This is a genomic window from Streptomyces sp. CB02414 (assembly GCF_001905385.1).
GTDB lineage: Bacteria > Actinomycetota > Actinomycetes > Streptomycetales > Streptomycetaceae > Streptomyces.
On the sequence record NZ_LIPF01000003.1, the window covers coordinates 658,256 to 681,081 of the forward strand.

Genomic DNA, 22,826 nt, shown 5'->3' on the forward strand with positions numbered 1-22,826 from the left:
GCCGCCTCAACGACGCCGGTGCGAGGCGGCATACGCGGTGCCGCGGGGCCCCGCCCCGGTCAGCCACCGCACCGCCGGCGCCGACGACGCCCGCATCGCCCCGGCCAGCCGCGTCGCCGGGCGCGTGCCCAGACGTACGGCCGCGGCGGCGACGAGGGCGCCGAACAGCAGCCCGGCGACGACGTCGTGCGGGTAGTGCACGCCGACGAAGACCCGGGAGAAGGCCATCAGCAGGGCCAGCGGCACCGTCAGCCACACGGCGGTCCGCCGGACCAGGACCAGCGCCACCGCCGAAGCGCCCGCTATCGTCGCGTGGTTGCTCGGGAAGGACCAGTCGCCGGTCGGCGGGCACTCGGCCAGGGACGGCACCGCCCCGGCGACCGCACGGCACGGACGCTCCTGCGCGAAGCCGGACTTGACCAGCTCACTGCAGACGTACGCCACAGCCGTGGCCACGGGTGCAAGGACCGCGATCGCGAACGCCCGGGTGCCGTCGCTCCTCGACCGCCACCAGGCGACGACGAACAGCGCCCCGAACAACAGGATCCCCGCCTCCGTCCACACTTCCGCCGTGTGCTGTACCCACGTTGGGGTGTCATGGGCGAAGCCGGTGATGTCTCGGTAGAGCTCGTCGTCCTCGAAGTTCATGCTCACGGACGGTAGGCAACGGCCCGGAGTCGTCACACCCCGCGATCGACACCTGCCGCCCCTGACGATCGGCAGGGGGTCGGGGACCGTCTCCGGAATGATGATCGGTAAAAGATGCGGTCCTGAACGGCGGGTGGGACAAGGGAACGCGCCGATCTCTCGTACAGTTTGCGCCGTGGGATCTCTGCGCAATCCGATCGGGCCGCTTCCCTCCTCCATCTACTGGCGACGGAGGGCCGTACTGCTGTCCCTGCTCGCCCTGTTGGCACTGCTGATCACGTGGGTCGTGGTCTCCGGCGGCGGTGACGGCGGCAAGGGCCGCGAGGACAGCGCCGACGGCAAGAACCCGGCTCCCTCGATCACCCCCGGACCGTCGGGTTCCGGCCCGGCGATCAGTGAGGCGCCGGGCGGACGCGACGAGTCGGGCGGCGAGGACTCCGGCGGATCGGGCTCGGGCAGTGGGGGAGCGGGCGGCACCGGCAGTGACAGTGGCTCCGGCTCAGGCTCCGGCGGCGCGGGCGGCGGCAACGGCACCGGAAGCGGCGCGGGCACCGGCGGCTCCGCGGGCGGCGCGGTGACCGGAGTCGGCGCGGGCGACGCGCTGCCGGGCGGTTCGGGCCTGCCCAACTGCACCCCGGGTGCCGTGAAGTTGAGCCTGCGCAGCGTCCGCAACAGCTACACGCCGGGCCAGACCCCCACCTTCGAACTGACCGTGCGCAACACCTCCGGCGCCGACTGCCAGGTCGATCTCGGCCCGGAGCACGCGGTGTTGACGATCACGCCGGCCGAGGGCGACGACGCGTACTGGTCCTCCGACGACTGCGTGAAGGGCACGGGCAGCCTGCGGTACCGGGTGGCCGCGGGCAGCGGCATCACCTACACCGTGAAGTGGGACCGCAAGCCGAGCACCCCCGAGTGCGGGACCCCTCCGGCGGGATCGGCGAAGGCCGGCACGTACCTGGTGGAGGCGAAGGCCAAGGGCTTCGAGAAGGTGCGGACGTCCTTCGTCCTGAAGAACGACTGAGCCCGGACTGCGCCGGCAGGGGCTAGACGTACCGCTCCAGGATCGACGACTCCGCCAGCCGCGACAGCCCTTCCCGCACGCTGCGCGCCCGCGCCTCACCGACGCCGTCCACCGTCTGCAGGTCGTCCACGCTCGCGGCGAGCAGCTTCTGCAGACCGCCGAAGTGCTCCACCAGCCGGTCGATGATCGCGCCCGGCAGCCGCGGCACCTTCGCCAGCAGCCGGAACCCGCGCGGCGACACCGCGGAGTCCAGCGTCTCGGGCGACCCGGTGTAGCCCAACGCCCGCGCCACCGTCGACAGTTCGAGCAGCTCCGCATGGCTGAGCTTGTCCAGCTCGGCGAGCGCCTCGTCGACCGTACGGGACCGCTTCGCGGTCGGCTCGGGCACGTAGTCCCGCACGACCAGCTCCCGCTCCGGCTCGACACCGGCGATCAGCTCGTCCAGCTGAAGCGCCAGCAGGCGCCCGTCCGTCCCGAGCTCGACCACGTACTCGGCGATCTCGGTCGCGATCCGGCGCACCATCTCCAGCCGCTGCGCGACCGCCGAGACGTCCCGGACGGTCACCAGGTCCTCGATCTCCAGCGCCGACAGCGTGCCCGCGACCTCGTCCAGCCGCAGCTTGTACCGCTCCAGGGTCGCCAGCGCCTGATTGGCCCGCGACAGGATGGCGGCGGAATCCTCGAGCACCCGCCGCTGCCCGTCCACGTACAGCGCGATCAGCCGCATCGACTGCGAAACCGACACGACGGGGAACCCGACCTGCTTGCTCACCCGGTCCGCCGTACGGTGCCGCGTACCGGTCTCCTCCGTCGGAATGGTCGGATCCGGAAGCAGCTGCACTCCCGCCCGCAGGATCTTCGACAGGTCCGACGACAGCACGATGCCGCCGTCGAGCTTGCACAGCTCCCGCAGCCGCGTCGCGGTGAACTCCACATCCAGGACGAAACCGCCGGTGCACATGGACTCGACGGTCTTGTCCGAGCCCAGCACCATCAGACCGCCTGTGTTGCCGCGCAGGACCCGCTCCAGGCCGTCCCGCAGCAGCGTGCCGGGCGCCACCGCGCTCAGCGAGGCGCGCATCAGGCCATCGGCACCGGCACTCCCACCGGACTTTCCGGGAGCTGCTGCCCGGTCGTTGGCTGCCACTGCACTCCTCCGGTCGCAGGTTCTTCTGGCGCTCCCGTGTCGCACACTCGGTCGTACGGACGGACGAGACCAGGGCAAAGTCTACCGGCGGTCCTCCTCTTCCCGTGGGGCCTCTCGCCGACGCGAGCGAGGAAGCACCCGCAGGGCGTCTCCCATGTCCGCGACTTCCAGGACCTTCATGCCGTCGGGGACCCGCCCGGGATCGGCCGGTACCAGGGCGTGCGTGAACCCCAGGCGGTGCGCCTCGGAGAGCCTGCGCTGCACGCCCGTGACCCGTCTCACCTCACCGGCGAGACCGACCTCGCCGATCGCCACGAGGTTCTTGGGCAGCGGAGTGTCACTCGCGGCGCTCGCCAGCGCCAGCGCGACCGCCAGATCGGCGGCGGGCTCGGACAGCTTCACACCCCCGACCGTCGCCGAGTAGATGTCCCTCTTCCCCAGGGCACTGATCCGCCCCCGCTGCTCCAGCACGGCCAGCATCATCGACACCCGGGAGGTCTCCAGCCCGGACGTCGTACGCCGCGGGGACGGGATCTGCGAGTCGACGGTCAGCGCCTGCACCTCGGCCACCAGCGGCCGGCGCCCCTCCAGGGTGACGGTCAGACAGGTGCCGGGCACCGGCTCGGCACGCCGCGTCAGGAACAGCCCGCTGGGGTCGGCCAGCCCCGTGATCCCCTCGTCGTGCAGCTCGAAGCAGCCGACCTCGTCCGTCGTGCCGTACCGGTTCTTGACCCCCCGCACCAGCCTCAGCCGCGCGTGCCGGTCGCCCTCGAAGTGCAGCACCACGTCCACCAGGTGCTCCAGCAGCCGGGGCCCGGCGATGGCCCCGTCCTTGGTGACGTGCCCCACCAGCAGCGTGGACATCCCGCGTTCCTTCGACGCCCGGATCAGCGCCCCCGCGACCTCCCGAACCTGCGCCATGCCCCCCGGCGCCCCGTCGATCTCGGGAGAGGCGACCGTCTGCACGGAGTCGAGGATCAGCAGCGACGGCTTCACGGCGTCCAGATGCCCCAGCACCGCCGCGAGATCGGTCTCGGCCGCGAGATACAGGTGAGCGTCGATCGCCTTGATCCGGTCGGCCCGCAGCCGCACCTGGCTCGCCGACTCCTCACCCGTGACGTACAGCGTCCGGTGCTCGTCACTCGCCGACTTGGCCGCGACGTCCAGCAGCAGCGTGGACTTCCCGACGCCGGGCTCACCCGCGACCAGCACCACGGCACCGGGCACGAGCCCGCCGCCGAGCACCCGGTCCAGCTCGGGCACGCCGGTGGGCCGCGCGGTGGCCTGCCGCCCGTCGACCTGCCCGATCGGCAGCGCGGACGTGGTCACACGCCCCGGCGTGGTCGTCCGCACGGCGGGCGCGCCGTACTCCTCGACCGTGCCCCATGCCTGGCATTCGGGACAGCGGCCGAGCCACTTGGCCGTCTGCCAGCCGCACTCGGTGCAGCGGTAGGACGGCCGTTCCTTGCTGGTCTTCGCACGGGCAGCCATGCACGAACCGTAACCGCCCCCACTGACAACGCCCCTCGCGGTCCGCCAGCGCACCGGCGTGGGGGTGAGTCGCGCGGCCCCGACCCACACCACCACGCACCGCGCGACGCGTACCCCCACCGAACCCGCACAGGCGCCGCAGGCACCCCGCCCCCACAGCCGGAGGCAACCGCAGACACCCCGCCTCACCACCCCGAACGGATCACCCCCCACCCCGCCCCATCCACGGAACAACAGCTTCCTGTCCCCTTATGAGGGATCGTTTCACCCGTACGGGTTAAAAGTGTCCAACGCGCCAGTTCGCGCCACCCATAGCCCCCTACGGTCGCCGAGTGATGAGCAGCAGTACGGAGACCACGACCCGCACGACCGGCGCACACCGGGCGCACCGGGAAGCGCGTGACCGCACCGCGGCGCGGACGCTGGCGGAGCGGCCGCCCGCGCGCTACGACGCGTACCTGGACGGCCTGTTCACGTACTGCCTGTCCGTCCTCTGCGACCACGACGCCGCGACCGCCGCCCTGGGCGACGCCCTCGCACTCGCCGAGCGCCGCACCCACCGGGGCCACCGCGGCCCAGGCTCCGCCGCGGACCGCAGGGCATGGCTGTACGCACTGGCCCGCTGGGCCTGCCTGCGCAAGCTCGCCGAGGCGAAGGCGAAGGCCAACGCCAAGCAGAAACGTCCGAGCAGCCACGCGGCAGGCCGCCCCGACACCCCGCACAACGACGAGGACCACCAGCGCCACCGCCGCGAACTCGCCCTCCTCGCCTGGCCGGAGGCCGCCGGCACCACCCCTGAGCAGCGCGAGGCCCTCGAACTCGCCGTGCGCCACCACCTCGCCGCCCACGAGGTCGCCGCCGTCCTCGGCACGGACCTGGCCGCCACCCGCGAACTGCTCGCCTCCGCCGCCTGCGAGGTGGAACGCACCCGTGCCGCCCTCGCCGTGGTCGAGACCGGCACCTGCCCGGGCGTCGCCCGCCTCACCGGCGACAATCAGTACGTATTGAGCACAGCCCTCCGCCGCGAACTGGTCCGGCACGTCGACGACTGCCCCCGCTGCCGCCGCACCGCCGAACGCGCGATCCCCGGCCGCTGGCCCGGCACCAGCGTGACCCCCGCGGAGCTGCCCGTCCTGGAGGCCCCGCGCGCGGCCCTGCACATGGCCATGACCCACGTACCGCGCGCGCGGAGCGCGGCCCCCCGCTTCGACCGGCGCGGCTTCCCGATGGACCCCAAGGACCGCGCGGCCCGCCGGGACCGCCTGCGGGCGCGCGCCGTCACCACGACCGTCGTCGCCACCGTCGTGGCGGCCCCCGTGCTCGCGCTGTGGGCCGCCTACCGCGGCACCCCGGTCGTCGAGGGTGAGGAGGGCCGCTCGGCCAGCGCCACCGAGGCGCAGGACCCCAGCGCCATGGACGGCGAGTCCGCGGGCGGCGGCTACGGCTTCGAGAACACCGGCAACACCCACACCACCCCCGGCCCCCGTTTCGACAAGAACGGCAAGGCCGACGTCTCCGTCGAGGTCGTCAGCGTCTCCGGCGCCGGCGAGAAGGGCGCCGGCCACCTGGAGGTGGCGGCCGGCCACGACGGCGACACCACCCTGGTCACCCTCACCGCGACCGGCGACGCACCGGTGAGCTGGTCCGCGACCACCGGGGCGTCGTGGCTCTACCTCAGCCAGTCCTCGGGCACCCTGCACCCCGGCGAGTCACTGACGATCAAGGTGTACGTGGACCACCTGCGCGAGCCGTCCGGCCACTGGCGCGCCCGCGTGGCCGTCTCGCCCGTCGGCGCGGTCGTCTCCATCCAGGGCTACGGCACCGCCCCCAGCCCTTCCCACCCGGGCCCGCACCCCAGCACCCCCGACGACTCCCCGCCCCCGTCGGACCCCGGCCCCGACCCGGACCCCTCCACCTCGCAGCCCCCCGACCCGACGCCCACGGACGACCCCCCGCCCACCTCACCGGACCCGGACCCGACGACTCCGACGGACGACCCGTCGCCCACCGACGGCACGGGGGGCACGGGCGGCCCCGGCGACGCGGACGGCTCCTCCCCACCCCCGAGCGACACCGGCGACCCGAGCCCGACCACCCCGTAGGGACTGTCCGGCGAGCCTCCCCGGCTTCAGCGGCCGCCCGCCCCCGGGTCCGCCGGATGAGGCGCCAGCAACGGCAGCTGAGACGCCAGCCGCTCCTCGCACAGCTCGACCAGCCGGTCGTACCCCGCCTTGCCCATCAGCTCGATCAGCTCCGGCCGGTAGGACACGTACACCGGCTCCCCCGCCCCGTGCGCCGACGTCGCCGAGGTGCACCACCAGTGCAGGTCGTGCCCGCCCGGCCCCCACCCCCGGCGGTCGTACTCACCGATCGACACCTGCAGCACACGCGTGTCGTCGGGCCGGTCGATCCACTCGTACGTCCGCCGCACCGGCAGCTGCCAGCACACGTCCGGCTTGGTCTCCAGCGGCTCCCGGCCCTCCTTGAGCGCCAGGATGTGCAGCGAGCACCCCGCACCGCCGGCGAACCCGGGCCGGTTCTGGAAGATGCACGAGCCCTGGAAGGGCCGGGTCTGCCGGGAGCCCTCGTCGTCCTCGGAGATCCACCCGTCCCGCGTGCCCTCGGCGTGGTGCTGCCAGATGTCCGGCGTGAGCCTCGCCACGTGCTCGGCGACCCGCTTCTCGTCGTCCTCGTCGGAGAAGTGGGCGCCCAGCGAGCAGCACCCGTCGTCCGCGCGGCCCGCCTGGATGCCCTGGCAGCCGCTGCCGAAGATGCAGTTCCAGCGAGAGGTCAGCCATGTCAGATCGCAGCGGAAGACCTGCTCGTCGTCCGCCGGATCCGGAAACTCCACCCACGCGCGTGCGAAGTCGAGTCCCTTCTCGTCGCCCATTTCGTGCTTCTTCTCCCGTTTACCCTGCTTGGCAGACTTGGCCGACTTGCCGTCCTTCGCCTTCTTCGTCTTTGGCACGGCTCCAGGGTAAGTCGCCCGGGCGGGAACACGTCGCCGCCGCCCGCCCCGCTGGCAGTAGCGTTCCGTACATGAGACTCGGTGTCCTCGACGTGGGTTCGAACACGGTGCATCTGCTGGTGGTGGACGCCCACCCCGGCGCCCGCCCGCTGCCCGCGCACTCCCACAAGGCCGACCTGCGCTTGGCCCAGCTCCTCGACGAGGACGGCGCCATCGGCCCCGACGGCGTCGACCGCCTGATCACGGTCGTCCACGACGCCCTCCGCGCCGCCGAGGACAAGGGCGTCGAGGACCTGCTGCCCTTCGCCACCTCCGCCGTGCGCGAGGCGACCAACGCCGACGACGTCCTCGCGCGCGTGCGCACCGAGACCGGCGTCGAGCTGGCGGTCCTCAGCGGCGAGGAGGAGGCCCGGCTCACCTTCCTCGCCGTCCGCCGCTGGTTCGGCTGGTCCGCGGGCAAGCTGCTGGTCCTCGACATCGGCGGCGGCTCCCTGGAGATCGCCTACGGCATCGACGAGGAGCCCGACACCGCCGTGTCGCTGCCGCTCGGCGCGGGCCGGCTGACCGCCGCCCGCCTGCCCGGCGACCCGCCCCACCCGGACGACGTCAGGGCGCTGCGCCGCCACGTCCGTACGGAGATCGCGCGGACGGTCGGCGAGTTCAGCCGCTTCGGCGCCCCGGACCACGTGGTCGCCACCTCCAAGACCTTCCGGCAGCTGGCCCGCATCGCGGGCGCCGCCCGCTCCGCCGAGGGCCTGTACGTCCAGCGTGAGCTGAAACACGCCTCCCTGGAGGCGTGGGTGCCCCGCCTCGCCGCCATGACCGCCGCCGAGCGCGCCGAGCTCCCCGGCGTCTCCGAGGGCCGCGCGAACCAGCTCCTGGCCGGCGCCCTGGTCGCGGAGGCCGCGATGGACCTCTTCCACGTGGAGAGCCTGGAAATCTGCCCGTGGGCCCTCAGAGAGGGCGTGATCCTGCGCCGCCTGGACCACATGGGCCAGGGATAGCGCGCCCCCGAAGGGGCGCGGGGCTGTATCGATGTGCGGCTCCGCCGCGTGGGCGCGCGCAACCACGAACCGTCGTGCACTCGCCGTGTGCCGAGCACCACAACGGCGAGCAGGCGCCCCGCACCCACCCACCCCCACCCCGTAACCTGGCCCCCGTGGCAGAACCAAGGGACGTAGTCCGCATCCCGGATGCGAAGGTCGCCCTGTCGACCGCCTCCGTCTACCCGGAGTCGACGGCGACGGCCTTCGAGATCGCCGCGCGCCTCGGCTACGACGGCGTCGAGGTCATGGTCTGGACGGACCCCGTCAGCCAGGACATCGACGCCCTGCGCAGACTCAGCGACTACCACCACATGCCGATCCTGGCTGTGCACGCCCCGTGCCTGCTCATCACGCAGCGCGTCTGGTCCACCGACCCCTGGACCAAGCTCCAGCGCGCCCGGTCCGCCGCCGAGCGGCTCGGCGCGTCCGCCGTAGTCGTCCACCCGCCGTTCCGGTGGCAGCGCCAGTACGCCCGGGACTTCGTCGACGGCATCTGGCGGATGGCGGACGAGACGGACGTGCGGTTCGCCGTCGAGAACATGTACCCCTGGCGCTACCGCGACCGCGAGATGCAGGCGTACGCCCCCGACTGGGACGTGACCAAGGACGACTACCGCCACTTCACGATCGACCTCAGCCACGCCGCCACCTCCCGCACCGACGCCCTCGCCATGGTGGACCGCATGGGCGACCGCCTCGGCCACGTCCACCTCGCCGACGGCAAGGGCTCCGCCAAGGACGAGCACCTGGTCCCCGGCCGCGGCAGCATGCCCTGCGCCGAGGTGCTGGAGAGCCTCGCGCACACCGGTTTCGACGGCCATGTCGTCATCGAGGTCAACACCCGTCGCGCGATGTCCAGCGCCGAACGTGAGGCCGATCTCGCCGAGGCGCTGGCCTTCACACGCCTGCACCTGGCGTCGTCGTCGGCGGCGAAGGCGCAGGGGCGGTGACCGGTATCCCGGAGGGGACCCGCCGCCGCGGCCGTCCCCCGCGCACGGAGTCCGCCGACACCCGCGCCCGCATCCTCACCGCGGCCCGCGAGGAGTTCTCCGAGCGCGGCTACGAGAAGACCTCCGTACGCGGCATTGGCAAGGCGGCGGGCGTCGACGCGGCGCTGGTGCACCACTACTTCGGCACCAAGGAGCAGGTCTTCGAGGCGGCCATCGAGGTCGCCTTCGCGCCCGCGCTCGAGGCCCCGGACGCGATCGACGACGGCCCCCTGGACGACGTCGGCGAGCGGCTGACCAGGTTCATCATCGGCGTGTGGGAGAACCCGTCCACCCGCAAGCCGGTGCTGGCCATCGTCCGCTCCGCCGTGAACAACGAGACCGCCGCCGCCGTCTTCCGCCGACTGATCGCCGCCCAGGTGATGCGCCGCGTCGCGGCCCGGCTGGAGCGGCCGGACGCGGAGCTGCGCGTCGAACTGGCGGCGGCGCAGCTGGTGGGGTGCGCGATGCTCCGGTACGTGATCAAGGTGGAGCCGCTGGCCTCGGCCGACCCGGAGGACCTCGTCGCCCGCCTGGCACCGGTCGTACAGGGCCACCTCACCGGCCCCTGAGGGCACCCGCCCGCAACGTACGGCGAGACGGGCGTCCCGCATTCCGGACACCCTGTCCCGACCCCTGGATGACCGGCGTACGCTCGACGACAGTCATAACTCTCCGAAGGAGCGAGCGACGATGCCCGAACTGAGGTCCCGCACAGTCACCCACGGCCGCAACATGGCGGGCGCCCGCGCCCTTATGCGTGCCTCCGGTGTACCCGGCGCGGACATCGGGCGTAAGCCGGTCATCGCCGTCGCCAACAGCTTCACGGAGTTCGTGCCGGGCCACACCCACCTCGCGCCGGTCGGCCGGATCGTCAGCGAGGCGGTCGTCGCGGCCGGTGGCATCCCGCGCGAGTTCAACACGATCGCCGTCGACGACGGCATCGCCATGGGCCACGGCGGCATGCTGTACTCCCTCCCCTCCCGCGACCTGATCGCCGACAGCGTGGAGTACATGGTCGAGGCCCACTGCGCCGACGCCCTGATCTGCATCTCCAACTGCGACAAGATCACCCCGGGCATGCTCAACGCCGCCCTGCGGCTGAACATCCCGACGGTCTTCGTCTCCGGCGGCCCGATGGAGTCCGGCCGCGCCACCCTGGTCGACGGCACGGTCCGCACGCTGGACCTGGTCGACGCGATGTCGGAGGCGGTCAACGACAAGATCTCCGACGAGGACATCCTCCGCATCGAGGAGAACGCCTGCCCGACCTGCGGCTCCTGCTCCGGCATGTTCACCGCCAACTCGATGAACTGCCTCACCGAGGCCATCGGCCTCTCCCTCCCCGGCAACGGCTCGGTCCTGGCCACCCACACCGCCCGCAAGGCGCTCTACGAGAACGCCGCCCGCACGGTCCTGGACCTGACCCGCCGCTACTACGAGCAGGACGACGACTCGGTCCTGCCCCGCAACATCGCCACCCCCGCGGCCTTCGCCAACGCCATGGCGCTCGACATCGCGATGGGCGGCTCGACCAACACGATCCTGCACCTGCTGGCCGCCGCCCAGGAGGCGGAGGTCGCCTACGGCCTCACCGAGATGGACGCCCTCTCGCGCAGCGTCCCCTGCCTGGCCAAGGTCGCGCCCAACGTCGCCAAGGACCGCACGTACTACATGGAGGACGTGCACCGCGCGGGCGGTATCCCCGCCCTCCTCGGCGAACTGCACCGCGGCGGCCTGCTCAACGAGGACGTCCACTCCGTCCACAGCCCCTCCCTCGCCGACTGGCTGAAGACCTGGGACATCCGCGGCGGCTCGCCCTCCCCGGAGGCCGTCGAGCTGTGGCACGCGGCCCCCGGCTGCGTCCGCTCCGCCGAGGCCTTCTCTCAGTCCGAGCGCTGGGACTCCCTGGACGAGGACGCCGAGGGCGGCTGCATCCGCTCCGTGGAGCACGCCTACTCCAAGGACGGCGGCCTCGCGGTGCTGCGCGGCAACCTCGCCGTGGACGGCTGCGTCGTCAAGACCGCCGGCGTCGACGAGTCGATCTGGACCTTCGAGGGCCCGGCCGTCGTCTGCGAGTCGCAGGAGGAGGCCGTGCAGAAGATCCTCACCCAGCAGGTCGAGGAGGGCGACGTCGTCGTCATCCGCTACGAGGGTCCCAAGGGCGGCCCCGGCATGCAGGAGATGCTCTACCCGACCTCGTACCTGAAGGGCCGCGGCCTCGGAAAGGCCTGCGCCCTGGTCACCGACGGCCGCTTCTCCGGCGGCACGTCCGGCCTCTCCATCGGCCACGCCTCGCCCGAGGCGGCGGCCGGCGGCACCATCGCCCTCGTCGAGGACGGCGACCGCATCCGCATCGACATCCCGAACCGCTCCATCGAGCTGCTGGTCGACGACGCCGAGCTGACCCGCCGCGAGCAGGCCCTGAACGGCCGGTACGCCCCGAAGAACCGCGACCGCAAGGTCTCCGCGGCCCTGAAGGCGTACGCCGCGATGGCGACCAGCGCCGACAAGGGCGCCGTGCGCGACGTGAGCAAGCTGGGCTGACGCCCCGACGCCCGCCTCGGACCCCGCCTACCAGCCGACGGGGTCCCGTCCCGCCACCCCGAACACCGTGCCGTCGGGCGCACCGGCGTAGACGTGGCCGCCCGCGAGCACGGGCCGGGGGAGCGCGGCGGGCACGCGGTCCGACTCGGCACCGAGCCGCGGCCGCGTCTGCCCCAGCAGCCGTCCCGCACGGGCGTCGACACCGAGGAGCCGCCCGTCCGGAGCGGTGACGTACACGTGCCGCCCGTCGGAGGCGGGCGCCGAGCCCCGGCTCACCCCCGTCTCCAGCCGCCACCGCTGCTTCCCCGCCGCCATGTCCACGGCCACCAGCGAACCGCCCGCACCCATCAGGTACACGGTGTCCCCGTGCACCCCGGCCTCGGCCTGCGCGACCGGCACCGGCAGCTTCACCCGCCGGACGTCGCCCGTGCCGGGCGTGTACCGCACCACGGCCTTCGCGTCCCCGTACACGGCACCGCCGACGACCAGGTACACCGACCCCTCCGCCGCCCCCACCGGCGTCAGAGACCCGGCCAGCTCCGCGTCCCACCGCACGTCACCGGTGGCCGGGTCCACCGCGGTGACCCGGGTCCGCTCCCCGTCCCCGACCGCACTCACCGCGTACGCCGACGGGTCCTGGGCGAAGGACGAGAAGTACGGCACGGCCTGCCCCGGAATCCGGTGCGACCACTCGACGTCGCCCGACGCGCTGTCCACGCCGGTGACCGTCCCGTCGGAGCGGGTGAGCAGCAGAGTGTCACCGGCCACCCGCACCCCGTCGTACTCGGGCACGTCCTCCTGCCACACCTGCCGGCCCGTTGCGGGATCGAGCGCCTCCAGCGTGCCGATCCGGTCGAGGGAGGGCTGTACCAGGCCGCCCGACACGACCGGCGGTTCACTGCGCACCGCCTCCTCGGCCTCGTGCCGCCACAGTGTGCCGCCGTCGGCCGGATCGAGGGCGAAGACCACCCCGGTCCGCGCGCACAGCAGCACCCGCGCCGCGTACGAGCACTGCGGCATCCCCGCGCCCTTCGACGCGGGCGCCGCCTCCCACACGCCGAAACCGCCGGGCGCGCTCCGGCCGGCGGGCGCCTTGCGCGCCGCTTCCGCGCCGCCGAACACCTGGACCGAGGCGAGCCCGCCCAGCACGGCGAGGCTCACCGCCCCGGCCACCAGCCCCGTCCGCCGCCCCAGCCGCCGCACGGGCCACCGTCCGGACCACCGCGCGGGCGTGTCCGCCGGGCGTCGCCCCGGAGCACTCTCCGCGGAAGCCTCTGCCGCGGGCTGCATCCGCTGCGCCGGTATGAACACCTGCGTGTCGTACGACGCCGCCGCCGACCGCAGCTCCCGCATCAGCTCGTCCGGCGTGGGCCGGTCGCCGGGCTCCTTGGCGAGGCACCGCAGCACCAGCGGCGCGAGCGTCTCCGGTACGCCGGTCAGGTCGGGCTCGTCGTGCACGACCTGGTAGGCGACGACGTAGGGACTGTCGGAGTCGAACGGCCCGCGTCCGGTCGCCGCGTGCACCATGAGCGACCCGAGCGCGAACACGTCCGCGGCGGGCCCGACCTCCCGGGGCCGCCGGAACTGCTCGGGCGCCATGAACGGCGGCGTCCCGATCAGTTTCCCGGTCTCGGTCCGCAGCTCGCTGTCCTTCGGCCGGGAGATGCCGAAGTCGATGACCTTCGGCCCGTCCTCGGCGAGCAGCACGTTGCTCGGCTTCAGGTCCCGGTGCACGACCCCGACCCGGTGGATGTCGCGCAGCGCCTCCGCGAGCCCGGCCATCAGCCGGCGCAACTGGTCCGGATCCATGGGACCGTTCCGCTTCACCTGCTCGGAGAGCGTCGGACCGGGGATGTACAGCGTGGCCATCCAGGGCCGCCCGCCGTCCGGATCGGCGTCCACGACCGGCGCCGTGAAGGCCCCGCTCACCCGCCGCGCCGCGGCCACCTCCTGCCGGAACCGCCCCCTGAACTCGGGGTCCCTGGCATACGAGGCGTGTACGACCTTCACCGCGACCCGCATCCCCGAGGTGCTCCGGGCCAGGTGCACGACGCCCATCCCGCCCGAGCCCAGAGAGGACTCCAGACGGTAGTGACCGGCGTACTCCGGAAGTTCCGCTTCCGCACCCGCTCCGGCGTTCGGCTGCGGCGCCATGGAACCACCCCCGTGCTGTTCGTTCGCGCGCGCGACGCTCGGAGCCTAGTCGATGGTTCCGACGGGGCCGAGGCGGCTTGCTAGCCTCCGCGTGCGAGTCACGAACTGCTGTTCCATGGCTCGCCTTAGGGGAATCAATGTGACCCCACGCCACTCGTGGGGTGAACGGGGGAGGTTTTCATGTCTGCCGACCAGCTCACGGACGCTCCGGGCGAGGACGAGAGCACAACCGCCGAGGCCGTCACCACGACGGCCGCTGCCGCCGGCTCCTACCCGGTGGCGCCGGGCTACCGGCTGAACGTCCGCAGCGGCCCCGGCACCGGCTACTCCGTCGTCCGGGTCCTGCCCGAGGGGTCGCGGGTGCAGATCTACTGCCAGACGGCGGGCACCAGGGTCTGGGGCCCGTACGGCACCTCCAACATCTGGGACAACATCGGCAGCGGCCAGTACGTCTCCGACGCGTACATCCGCACCGGCAGCGACGGATACGTGGCCCCTCGCTGCTGACCTTGTAACAGGGCTGTCCTGAGGGCGTCTCAGGAGGTTGCCGAGGGGAACGGCGTGCCGGTCCGAGTGGCTCTTGCCGATCGGAAGCGCCGCTCGCACCGATGGGTACGGGCGGCGGACCGGCACGCCAACCGACTCTGAGGTAGACAACGATGCGCGTTCGCAAGCTGACCATCGCCGCCATGGCCCTCGCCGCCGGTCTCTCGCTCACGGCCTGCCAGAACGACGACGCCTCCGACACCAGCGCCGCCCCGTCGGCCGCCTCCACCGGCTCCTCCTCGACCGGCGGCTCCGCTTCGACGGGCCCGGACCAGCAGGGCGGCACGGACTCCGAGGGGGCCCCCGACGCGACGGGAGGCACCGGAGGAACCGGCGGAACCGACGAGGACGGCAAGGCGGCGGCCAAGTGCCGCACGGACGAGCTGGAGATCACGGCGACCGACGCCACGATCGGCGGCGACGACCGGGGCACCGTCGCGGTGGACCTGAAGAACGGCGGCGGCCGGGACTGCTCGCTCGCGGGCCACGCGGGCGTCGACCTGAAGACGAACTCCGGCACCCTGTCCGCCGAGCGCACGGGCGAGCCGGCGCCGTCGGTGGTCCTGAAGGACGGGGAGCGGATCACCTTCGGCATCACCTACCCGATCAACGACTCGGGCGGCTCCGGCGTCCGCATCACCGGGCTGGTCGTGACCCCGCCGGACGAGACCAAGTCGGTCACCCTCGACTGGCCGGGCGGTGCCACGCTGCCCGTCACGGACGGCTCCGGCACCCCGGTGCAGGTCGGCCCGCTCGGCAGCGCCGGCCAGGGCGGCTGACCGCGGCGCACGCCCCGAGCGGCGCGCGCCATAATCGACCCGTGAGCGCAGAGAACGGCACCCCGGACACCCCCGCCGGCCCCCGCCCCGAACCCCTCCGGTTCTACGGCACGACCTGGGTCCACCACGACAACGGCTACACCGCCCGTCGGGTGGGCCTCGCCGTCGGCTCCCTCGCGGCGGCGGCCGCCGCCTGCTTCGTGCTCCGGGTCGCCTACCAGGGCCTCCAGATCGCGGACATCGGCAGCTTCGTCTCGCTGCTGATGATCGTGATGTTCGCGATCTGCAGCGCGCTCGCCTTCCGCCACACCTGGTCCGCCTTCGGCACCCGCCCCGACCCCGACCGCCAGTCCTCCCTCCGCGGACTGCTGGCCATCGGCTTCGTCGGCTCCCTCCTCGCCTACTTCTTCCGCACCCTCACCGAAGCCCCGGGCGAGAAACTGCACCGCGCGGAGTACGAGAAGGCCCGCGAGGAGTACGAGAAGCGCACGACCCGCCGCTCGGGCAACCCCTCTAAGAAGCGCCGCCGCCACTGACGCCGCCCGCCCGGCCCCGAGCCTGCCTGGTCCCTGCCCCTGCCCTGCCCCTGCCCCAGCGCCGGCCGGGCCCGGCGGAGTCCGAGTCCTCGCCCTCCCCGCCCTCCCCGTAACCCCTGCGCGCCCCAGCACCCCCCGGCCACCATGGCCGCATGACGACGACGCCCGGAGCCACCCCACCCCCGGCCCAGCCCGCCACCCACACCGCCCGCGCCCACTCCTTCAACTCGGCCGCGGCCCAGTACGCCACCGCCCGCCCCTCCTACCCGCCCGCCCTCTTCGACGCGCTGGAGGAGTTCGCCGGCCGCCCCTTGGCCGGCTCCCGCGTCGTGGACGTCGGCGCCGGTACGGGCATCGCCACCGCCCGCCTGCACGCGCGCGGCGCCGACGTGATCGCCGTCGAACCCGGCGACGGCATGGCCGCCGAGTTCCGCCGCGCCCTCCCCGACGTGCCGATCGTCCAGGGCAACGGCAACGCCCTGCCCCTCGCCGACCACAGCGCCGACCTTCTCTCCTACGCCCAGGCATGGCACTGGACCGACCCCGCGCTCTCGGTCCCGGAGGCGCTCCGCGTGCTGCGTCCGGGCGGCACGCTCGCGCTGTGGTGGAACACCGAGGCTTTCGACGTGCCCTGGATCGCCGCGGCGGCCCGGCGCGTCGACCGGCACTTCGACCACGAGCTGTCCGCCGAGAGACGGAAGGTCGGTCCGGACGTCGCCGATCCCGCGGGCCGCCTCGGCCTCACCCGACGCGAGATCCGCTGGAGCCGACGCGTCCCCGTCGACACCCACCTGGCCAACCTCACCAGCCACTCCGTCTTCCTGACCGACAGCGCCGAACGCCGCGCGGCCTTCCTGGCCGACGAGCGCCGGCACCTCCTGGCCGCCTTCCCGGACGGAGTGGTCGAGGAGACGTACGTCGTCGTCCTCCTGCTCGCCAGGGCCCCCGCGACCGCTTGACGACGGATGGGCCGCGGAGGAGTATTCATCACATGATGAATTACTCTTCCGTCCCGCCGGGAGAAACCGGCGGCGACCCCGCCCCACCCGCCGTCCACGCCCAGGACCTCACCGTCGTCCGAGGCCCCCGCACCGTCCTGCGCGGCCTCGGCTTCACCGTCCCCCGAGGCCGGATCACCGGCCTCCTCGGCCCCTCCGGCTGCGGCAAGTCGACCCTCATGCGCGCGATCGCCGGTACCCAGGCCAAGGTCACCGGCACCCTGGACGTCCTCGGCCGCCCCGCCGGCCACCCCGCCCTCCGCACCCGCATCGGCTACGTCACCCAGGCCCCGTCCGTCTTCGACGACCTGACCGTCCGCCAGAACCTCGACTACTTCGCCGCGATACTCGCCCCCGGCCGAGCCGCCTCCGACCGCCGCCGGGAGGACGTCACCCGGGCGATCACCGACGTCGACCTCACCGCCCACGCCGACGCCCTCGCGGGCAACCTCTCCGGCGGCCAGCGCAGCCGCGTCTCCCTCGCCGTCGCCCTCCTCGGCGACCCGGAACTCCTGATCCTCGACGAACCGACCGTCGGCCTGGACCCCGTACTCCGCCGAGACCTGTGGACCCTCTTCCACTCCCTCGCCGCCGACCGCGGCGCCACCCTCCTCGTCTCCTCCCACGTCATGGACGAGGCCGAGCGCTGCCACCGCCTCCTCCTCATGCGCGAGGGCGAGATCCTCGCCGAGGACACCCCCGACGCCCTGCGCGCCCGCACCGGCTCCGAGACGGTCGAGGGAGCCTTCCTCCACCTGGTCGACGAGGCGAAGGCGAAGGCGGCGACCCGCACGAAGGAGACCACCCGATGACCAGGCCCACGGCCCCCGAGACCCCCGCACCCGCCCTCACCCCGGCCCCCACCCGCCCCCTCAGCCTCTCCCGCACCACAGCCACGGCCACCCGGGTTCTGCGCCAGCTGAGCCACGACCCGCGCACCATCGCCCTGCTGATGCTGATCCCCTGCGTGATGCTCTTCCTGCTGCGCTACGTCTTCGACGGCAGCCCGCGCACCTTCGACAACATCGGCGCCTCGCTCCTCGGGATCTTCCCGCTGATCACGATGTTCCTGGTCACGTCCATCGCGACCCTGCGCGAGCGCACCTCCGGCACCCTCGAACGACTCCTCGCCATGCCCCTGGGCAAGGGCGACCTGATCGCCGGCTACGCCCTGGCCTTCGGCACCCTCGCCATCGTCCAGTCGGCCCTCGCCACCGGCCTGGCCGTCTGGCTCCTCGGCCTCGACGTGACCGGCAGCCCCTGGCTCCTGCTCCTGGTCGCGCTGCTCGACGCCCTCCTCGGCACGGCACTCGGCCTCTTCGTCTCGGCCTTCGCGGCCTCCGAATTCCAGGCGGTGCAGTTCATGCCGGCCGTGATCTTCCCCCAGCTCCTCCTCTGCGGCCTCTTCACCCCGCGCGACAAGATGCACCCCGCCCTGGAGGCGATCTCCGACGTCCTGCCGATGTCGTACGCGGTGGACGGCATGAACGAGGTCCTCCGCCACACCGACATGACCACCGCCTTCATCCGTGACGCCCTGATCGTCGCGGGCTGCGCCGTGCTGGTCCTGACCCTGGGCGCGGCGACGTTGAAACGCCGAACGGCATAACAGCCCGTCCGGCGCTTGAGGACGAGGCCGTCCAGACCGAAAGCGGGGGTCCGGGGGCGGCAGCCCCCAGGGACGGGAACGGGAAGGGGCGGCGGGGGCGAAGAACCCCGACGGCCACCACGTCCCGCGGACTGGACACGTCACCCACCCCGCCACCACGAATGCGAGGATGACGACAACGGACGACGCACCCCAGACAGGTCACCGGAGGGCACCCGAACCCATGACCCAGAAAGTCGCAGTCCTCGGCACCGGCAAGATCGGCGAAGCCCTGCTCAGCGGCATGATCGGAGCCGGCTGGGCCCCCGCCGACCTCCTGGTCACCGCCCGCCGCCAGGAACGGGCCGACGAACTCCGCGCCCGCCACGGAGTCACCCCCGTCACCAACGCCGAGGCCGCCAAGACCGCCGACACCCTGATCCTCACGGTCAAGCCGCAGGACATGGGCACCCTCCTCGACGAACTCGCCCCGCACGTCCCCGCCGACCGCCTGGTCATCAGCGGAGCCGCGGGCATCCCCACCGCCTTCTTCGAGGAACGCCTCGCCCCCGGCACCCCGGTGGTCCGCGTCATGACGAACACCCCGGCCCTCGTCGACGAGGCCATGTCCGTCATCTCCGCCGGCACCCACGCCACCGCCGATCACCTCGCCCACACCGAGGAGCTCTTCGGCGCCGTCGGCAAGACCCTGCGCGTTCCCGAGTCCCAGCAGGACGCCTGCACCGCCCTCTCCGGCTCCGGTCCGGCGTACTTCTTCTACCTGGTCGAGGCGATGACCGACGCCGGCATCCTCCTGGGCCTGCCCCGCGACAAGGCGCACGACCTGATCGTCCAGTCCGCGATCGGCGCCGCGAAGATGCTCCGCGACAGCGGCGAGCACCCGGTCAGGCTCCGCGAGAACGTCACGTCCCCCGCCGGCACCACGATCAACGCCATCCGCGAACTCGAGAACCACGGCGTCCGCGCCGCCCTCATCGCCGCCCTGGAGGCCGCCCGCGACCGCAGCCGCGAACTGGCCTCCGGCACCAAGGACTGACCGGCACCAGGGAACTCTCCGGCACCAGGGACGGGACTCACTTCGCCGACGCCAGCACCTCCTCGGTCGTCACCACCCGCGCGAAACCGCCCCCGTGCAGCGAAACCGCGGACGCCCGGGCCAGCTCGTCGGCGCTCTGCCGCCAGCCGAAGGGCCCCTCCAGCCCGAAGGTGTACGTGGCGTCGAAGGCCACGACGACCTCGTACCCGAGGTTCCCGCCCATCCGTGCCGTCGTCTCGACGCACATGTTCGTCTGGATCCCGGCCAGCACGATCTGCGAGATTCCCGCCCCGCGCAGCCAGGCGCCCAGGTCCGGCGACCCCAGGAACGCCGAGTTCACGGTCTTCGTGACCAGCAGCTCGGCCCCGCTCCCCTTCCCGCGCCGCTGCTCCACGTACTCCTTGAACCCGTTGCCCCGGTACCCGGCCCGCAACGGCGATCCCGGCTTGACCGAGTCGTGCCGCACGAAGACGACCGGCCGCCCGGCCGACTGCCATACGTCGATGAGTGCGGCGATGTTGTCGTCCGCCGCCGGATTGTTGCGCGTACCCCAGAAGTCGGCTTCCTCGAAGCCCTTCTGCACGTCCACGACCACCAGTGCCGCGTTCTCCAGGATCTCCATGCCCCGATGGTCGCCCCCCGCGGTACCAGGGCACAGAGGTACAGAAGCCACCGACCGATGGTTTACTGCCACCCATGGCAGCCCCCTACCGCGTCGCCTTGGTCGCCTTCCCGGGCATCCGGGCCTTCGACGTCTCCGTCATCACCGAAGTGTGGGGCGCCGACCGCACTGACCGGGGCGTCCCCGCCTTCGAACTGCGCCGCGCCGCCGTCGACGGCTCCACCGTCGTCCCGATGCGCGGCGGGCTCGCCCTCCACCCCGACCGCCCGCTCGACTGGCTGGACCGGGCCGACCTGGTCGTGGTCCCAGGCCTCGACGACCACGTCACCCCGGCACCCGCCCCGGTCCTCGACGCCCTCCGCCACGCCCATGCCCGCGGCACTCCTGTCGCCGCCCTCTGCGGGGGCGCCTTCACCCTCGCCCAGGCCGGCCTCCTCGACGACCGCCGCGCCATCACCCACTGGCGTCTGGTCGACCTCCTACGGACCCGGCATCCTCGGGTCAGGGTCGTCCCGGACGCCCTCTTCATCGAGGACGACAACATCTGGACCGCCGCGGGCACGGCGGCCGGCATCGACCTCTGCCTCCACCTGGTCCGTCTGGCCCACGGCGCCGAGGCCGCCGCCACCATCGCCCGCTCGATGGTCACCGCCCCTTTCCGCACGGGCACACAGGCCCAGTTCATCGAGCACCCCACACCCCGCGCCGACCGGGACGCCGACGCCCTCGCCGACGTCCGCGAGCACGCCCTGCGCCACCTGCACGAACCTCTCACCGTCGCCGACCTGGCAGCCCGCGCGGGCATGTCCCCTCGTTCCTTCGCCCGCCACTTCACGGCGGCGACCGGTACCACCCCGCTCCGCTGGCTCCTCGACCAGCGCGTCGCCGCCGCCCAGAAACTCCTGGAGCGCACCGACCTGGCCATGCCCGAGGTGGCCCGCCGAGCCGGCTTCGGCAGCGAGGTCACGATGCGCCAGCACTTCGCATCGCGCCTCGCCACCAGCCCCCGCGCCTACCGAGCCGCGTTCACCGGAGGCAGCAACCCGATCGCCCGGTAGGCGGCATCCACGGTCGGCCGGGCCATCGCACGGGCCTTGTCCGCCCCCTCCCGCAGCACGCCCTCCACGTACCCGGGATCCGCGCACAGCTCCTGGTGCCGCTCCCGCACGGGACGAAGCACCTCGACGACGGCCTCGGCGGTGTCCTTCTTCAACGCCCCGTACGAGTCGTATCCACCCGCCAGCTCCGTCGGCTCCCCACCCGTGCAGGCGGCGAGGATCTCCAGCAGATTCGCGAGCCCCGGCCGCGCCTCACGGTCGTACACGACCTCCCGCCCGCTGTCGGTCACGGCCCGCGCGACCTTCTTCCGCACCACGTCCGGCTCGTCCAGCAGGTAGACGATCCCCGGCCCGACGTCGTCGCTCTTGCCCATCTTCGACGTCGGATCCTGCAGGTTCATGACCCGGGCCGCCAGGCCCGGCAGGGTCGCCCGGGGCACCACGAACGTGTGCCCGTACCGCTGGTTGAACCGCACCGCGAGATCCCGCGCCAACTCCACGTGCTGCGCCTGATCGTCCCCCACCGGCACCTCGTCCGTCCCGTACGCCAGGATGTCCGCCGCCATCAGCACGGGATAGGTCAGCAGCGACAGCCGCACACTCCCACCCCGCACCCGCTCACGCGCGGCCTTCTCCTTGTACTGGATCATCCGCCGCATCTCCCCGTCGGTGGCGACGCACTCCAGTACGTACGACAGCCTCGCGTGCTCGTCCACGTGACTCTGCACGAACACCGTGCAGCGCTCCGGCTCCAGCCCCGCGGCCAGCAGCAGCGACGCCGCCTGCCGGCTCAGTCTGCGCACCCGCGCCGGATCGTGGTCGACGGTCAGTGCGTGCAGGTCGACGACGCAGAACACAGCGTCCGACCGATGCTGGTCGACCGTGGCCCACTTCCGCATGGCGCCCAGATAGTTCCCCAGCGTCAGGTGCCCGGTCGGCTTGATCCCGCTGAAGACCCGTGTCATCTCTCCACCTCCTGGTCAGGACCGCCGCCATCCGCCGGCCGCCCCTCCTGGAGGGAGATACGAGAACGGCCGCCGAAGCGGCGGCCGTCGAGTGCATACGTGTGTGCGGCCGCCGTCAGGCGGCCCACCAGAGCTGAGTACACGTACGCGTCATCACGCCCTCCACACTACGCCCTGGCAGAGCGCCAGGCCCGGGATTTGACACCCCGGGTGCGCACTCGTAGTGTTCTCCGAGTTGTCCGACGTGAGCGCCGACTTCGGTCGGTCCCCGGACAGCGATTCCACAAGTACCAACCACTCCTCGACGAGCTGTCGTGTTGTCGGTGCGCGTATTCATGGAATGAGGAATCCACGTCCGTCAGGACACGGTCCCCCGATTAGCTCGGAGGCCGGGAATCCGCTAAAGTCTCACTCCGTCGGAACGGCCCAACAGCCGGGAAGACAACCCCCTCTGACTGGGAATCAGGGCCCGAAAGGATCTGATAGAGTCGGAACCGCCGGAAAGGGAAACGCGAAAGCGGGAACCTGGAAAGCACCGAGGAAATCGGATCGGAAAGATCTGATAGAGTCGGAAACGCAAGACCGAAGGGAAGCGCCCGGAGGAAAGCCCGAGAGGGTGAGTACAAAGGAAGCGACCGTTCCTTGAGAACTCAACAGCGTGCCAAA

Annotated in this window: 21 protein-coding genes; 14 read left to right on the forward strand and 7 right to left on the reverse strand. The window is 72.6% G+C overall.

Features of this window, described 5'->3' with window-relative positions; all coding sequences use genetic code 11:
• Positions 1-6 precede the first annotated feature (6 nt).
• Positions 7-648: a phosphatase PAP2 family protein gene (locus AMK11_RS14050; RefSeq protein WP_107429677.1), complete on the reverse strand. Its 642-nt coding sequence runs from the start codon at positions 646-648 to the stop codon at positions 7-9.
• A gap of 175 nt (positions 649-823) precedes the next feature.
• Here AMK11_RS14050 and AMK11_RS38140 point away from each other — a divergent pair, with 175 nt between their 5' ends.
• Positions 824-1,672 carry a hypothetical protein gene (locus AMK11_RS38140; protein ID WP_073726740.1) on the forward strand — a complete coding sequence of 283 codons (849 nt, stop codon included), beginning with the start codon at positions 824-826 and terminating at the stop codon, positions 1,670-1,672.
• Positions 1,673-1,694: 22 nt separating this feature from the next.
• Here the strand turns inward: AMK11_RS38140 and disA are convergent, their stop codons facing one another.
• Together disA and radA are read right to left on the reverse strand one after the other, a co-directional pair.
• Positions 1,695-2,819, reverse strand: coding sequence for a DNA integrity scanning diadenylate cyclase DisA (gene disA / locus AMK11_RS14060; protein ID WP_073726741.1), 1,125 nt, complete (start codon positions 2,817-2,819; stop codon positions 1,695-1,697).
• A gap of 81 nt (positions 2,820-2,900) precedes the next feature.
• Positions 2,901-4,310 carry a DNA repair protein RadA gene (radA, locus tag AMK11_RS14065; protein WP_073726743.1) on the reverse strand — a complete coding sequence of 470 codons (1,410 nt, stop codon included), beginning with the start codon at positions 4,308-4,310 and terminating at the stop codon, positions 2,901-2,903.
• Positions 4,311-4,645: 335 nt separating this feature from the next.
• On the opposite strand from radA, the gene AMK11_RS14070 reads away from it, so the two are divergent.
• Entirely contained in the window at positions 4,646-6,412 is a 1,767-nt protein-coding gene (locus AMK11_RS14070; protein WP_073726745.1) for a BACON domain-containing protein, read from the forward strand.
• Positions 6,413-6,438: 26 nt separating this feature from the next.
• Here the strand turns inward: AMK11_RS14070 and AMK11_RS14075 are convergent, their stop codons facing one another.
• On the reverse strand, positions 6,439-7,278 hold the full coding sequence (locus tag AMK11_RS14075) for a hypothetical protein (protein WP_073726747.1): 840 nt from the start codon (positions 7,276-7,278) through the stop codon (positions 6,439-6,441).
• Positions 7,279-7,349: 71 nt separating this feature from the next.
• On the opposite strand from AMK11_RS14075, the gene AMK11_RS14080 reads away from it, so the two are divergent.
• The 4 genes from AMK11_RS14080 to ilvD all read left to right on the forward strand — a co-directional run bounded on the left by AMK11_RS14080 (position 7,350) and on the right by ilvD (position 11,857).
• The gene (locus AMK11_RS14080; RefSeq protein WP_073726749.1) at positions 7,350-8,282 is read left to right on the forward strand and encodes a Ppx/GppA phosphatase family protein; all 933 of its coding nucleotides are present in this window, start codon (positions 7,350-7,352) and stop codon (positions 8,280-8,282) included.
• Between the two features lie 155 nt (positions 8,283-8,437).
• Positions 8,438-9,274 carry a sugar phosphate isomerase/epimerase family protein gene (locus AMK11_RS14085; RefSeq protein ID WP_073726751.1) on the forward strand — a complete coding sequence of 279 codons (837 nt, stop codon included), beginning with the start codon at positions 8,438-8,440 and terminating at the stop codon, positions 9,272-9,274.
• Positions 9,271-9,882: a TetR/AcrR family transcriptional regulator gene (locus AMK11_RS14090; RefSeq protein WP_383585182.1), complete on the forward strand. Its 612-nt coding sequence runs from the start codon at positions 9,271-9,273 to the stop codon at positions 9,880-9,882. The genes AMK11_RS14085 and AMK11_RS14090 overlap by 4 nt, the downstream gene beginning before the upstream one ends.
• 121 nt (positions 9,883-10,003) lie before the next feature.
• The gene (ilvD, locus tag AMK11_RS14095; protein WP_073726753.1) at positions 10,004-11,857 is read left to right on the forward strand and encodes a dihydroxy-acid dehydratase; all 1,854 of its coding nucleotides are present in this window, start codon (positions 10,004-10,006) and stop codon (positions 11,855-11,857) included.
• A 27-nt stretch (positions 11,858-11,884) separates the two neighbouring features.
• Here ilvD and AMK11_RS14100 read toward each other — a convergent pair whose 3' ends face one another.
• On the reverse strand, positions 11,885-14,011 hold the full coding sequence (locus AMK11_RS14100; protein ID WP_073726755.1) for a serine/threonine-protein kinase: 2,127 nt from the start codon (positions 14,009-14,011) through the stop codon (positions 11,885-11,887).
• A 180-nt stretch (positions 14,012-14,191) separates the two neighbouring features.
• Between AMK11_RS14100 and AMK11_RS14105 the strand changes: the two genes are divergently transcribed.
• The 7 genes from AMK11_RS14105 to proC all read left to right on the forward strand — a co-directional run bounded on the left by AMK11_RS14105 (position 14,192) and on the right by proC (position 19,515).
• Positions 14,192-14,518: an SH3 domain-containing protein gene (locus AMK11_RS14105; RefSeq protein ID WP_073726757.1), complete on the forward strand. Its 327-nt coding sequence runs from the start codon at positions 14,192-14,194 to the stop codon at positions 14,516-14,518.
• 152 nt (positions 14,519-14,670) lie between these two features.
• The gene (locus tag AMK11_RS14110; protein ID WP_073726759.1) at positions 14,671-15,336 is read left to right on the forward strand and encodes a DUF4232 domain-containing protein; all 666 of its coding nucleotides are present in this window, start codon (positions 14,671-14,673) and stop codon (positions 15,334-15,336) included.
• A 41-nt stretch (positions 15,337-15,377) separates the two neighbouring features.
• Positions 15,378-15,872: a hypothetical protein gene (locus tag AMK11_RS14115; protein WP_073726761.1), complete on the forward strand. Its 495-nt coding sequence runs from the start codon at positions 15,378-15,380 to the stop codon at positions 15,870-15,872.
• 152 nt (positions 15,873-16,024) lie between these two features.
• Positions 16,025-16,831, forward strand: coding sequence for a class I SAM-dependent methyltransferase (locus AMK11_RS14120; RefSeq protein ID WP_073726763.1), 807 nt, complete (start codon positions 16,025-16,027; stop codon positions 16,829-16,831).
• 32 nt (positions 16,832-16,863) lie between these two features.
• Positions 16,864-17,682 (forward strand): ABC transporter ATP-binding protein, encoded by an 819-nt coding sequence (locus tag AMK11_RS14125; RefSeq protein ID WP_073726765.1) that lies wholly within the window; start codon positions 16,864-16,866, stop codon positions 17,680-17,682.
• Positions 17,679-18,479: an ABC transporter permease gene (locus tag AMK11_RS14130; RefSeq protein WP_073726767.1), complete on the forward strand. Its 801-nt coding sequence runs from the start codon at positions 17,679-17,681 to the stop codon at positions 18,477-18,479. The genes AMK11_RS14125 and AMK11_RS14130 overlap by 4 nt, the downstream gene beginning before the upstream one ends.
• A gap of 223 nt (positions 18,480-18,702) precedes the next feature.
• On the forward strand, positions 18,703-19,515 hold the full coding sequence (gene proC, locus AMK11_RS14135; protein ID WP_073726769.1) for a pyrroline-5-carboxylate reductase: 813 nt from the start codon (positions 18,703-18,705) through the stop codon (positions 19,513-19,515).
• Positions 19,516-19,552: 37 nt separating this feature from the next.
• On the opposite strand, the gene AMK11_RS14140 is transcribed toward proC, so the two are convergent.
• Complete coding sequence (locus AMK11_RS14140; protein ID WP_073726771.1) at positions 19,553-20,137, reverse strand: cysteine hydrolase family protein; 585 nt, start codon at positions 20,135-20,137, stop codon at positions 19,553-19,555.
• 74 nt (positions 20,138-20,211) lie between these two features.
• On the opposite strand from AMK11_RS14140, the gene AMK11_RS14145 reads away from it, so the two are divergent.
• The gene (locus tag AMK11_RS14145) at positions 20,212-21,195 is read left to right on the forward strand and encodes a GlxA family transcriptional regulator (RefSeq protein ID WP_073726773.1); all 984 of its coding nucleotides are present in this window, start codon (positions 20,212-20,214) and stop codon (positions 21,193-21,195) included.
• On the opposite strand, the gene trpS is transcribed toward AMK11_RS14145, so the two are convergent.
• Positions 21,150-22,160, reverse strand: a complete 1,011-nt coding sequence (gene trpS, locus AMK11_RS14150) for a tryptophan--tRNA ligase (RefSeq protein ID WP_073726775.1) — start codon at positions 22,158-22,160, stop codon at positions 21,150-21,152. The two genes, AMK11_RS14145 and trpS, sit on opposite strands and share 46 nt — an antisense overlap.
• Between the last annotated feature and the right edge of the window lie 666 nt (positions 22,161-22,826).

Excerpts from the sequence above, each read along its gene's own strand:
- AMK11_RS14050 (WP_107429677.1), bottom strand. The coding sequence starts at position 648 with ATGAACTTCGAGGACGACGAGCTCTACCGAGACATCACCGGCTTCGCC.
- radA (WP_073726743.1), bottom strand. The coding sequence starts at position 4,310 with ATGGCTGCCCGTGCGAAGACCAGCAAGGAACGGCCGTCCTACCGCTGC.
- AMK11_RS14070 (WP_073726745.1), top strand. The coding sequence starts at position 4,646 with ATGAGCAGCAGTACGGAGACCACGACCCGCACGACCGGCGCACACCGG.
- AMK11_RS14080 (WP_073726749.1), top strand. The coding sequence starts at position 7,350 with ATGAGACTCGGTGTCCTCGACGTGGGTTCGAACACGGTGCATCTGCTG.
- ilvD (WP_073726753.1), top strand. The coding sequence starts at position 10,004 with ATGCCCGAACTGAGGTCCCGCACAGTCACCCACGGCCGCAACATGGCG.
- AMK11_RS14100 (WP_073726755.1), bottom strand. The coding sequence starts at position 14,011 with ATGGCGCCGCAGCCGAACGCCGGAGCGGGTGCGGAAGCGGAACTTCCG.
- AMK11_RS14105 (WP_073726757.1), top strand. The coding sequence starts at position 14,192 with ATGTCTGCCGACCAGCTCACGGACGCTCCGGGCGAGGACGAGAGCACA.
- AMK11_RS14110 (WP_073726759.1), top strand. The coding sequence starts at position 14,671 with ATGCGCGTTCGCAAGCTGACCATCGCCGCCATGGCCCTCGCCGCCGGT.
- AMK11_RS14120 (WP_073726763.1), top strand. The coding sequence starts at position 16,025 with ATGACGACGACGCCCGGAGCCACCCCACCCCCGGCCCAGCCCGCCACC.
- AMK11_RS14125 (WP_073726765.1), top strand. The coding sequence starts at position 16,864 with ATGATGAATTACTCTTCCGTCCCGCCGGGAGAAACCGGCGGCGACCCC.
- AMK11_RS14130 (WP_073726767.1), top strand. The coding sequence starts at position 17,679 with ATGACCAGGCCCACGGCCCCCGAGACCCCCGCACCCGCCCTCACCCCG.
- proC (WP_073726769.1), top strand. The coding sequence starts at position 18,703 with ATGACCCAGAAAGTCGCAGTCCTCGGCACCGGCAAGATCGGCGAAGCC.
- AMK11_RS14140 (WP_073726771.1), bottom strand. The coding sequence starts at position 20,137 with ATGGAGATCCTGGAGAACGCGGCACTGGTGGTCGTGGACGTGCAGAAG.
- AMK11_RS14145 (WP_073726773.1), top strand. The coding sequence starts at position 20,212 with ATGGCAGCCCCCTACCGCGTCGCCTTGGTCGCCTTCCCGGGCATCCGG.
- trpS (WP_073726775.1), bottom strand. The coding sequence starts at position 22,160 with ATGACACGGGTCTTCAGCGGGATCAAGCCGACCGGGCACCTGACGCTG.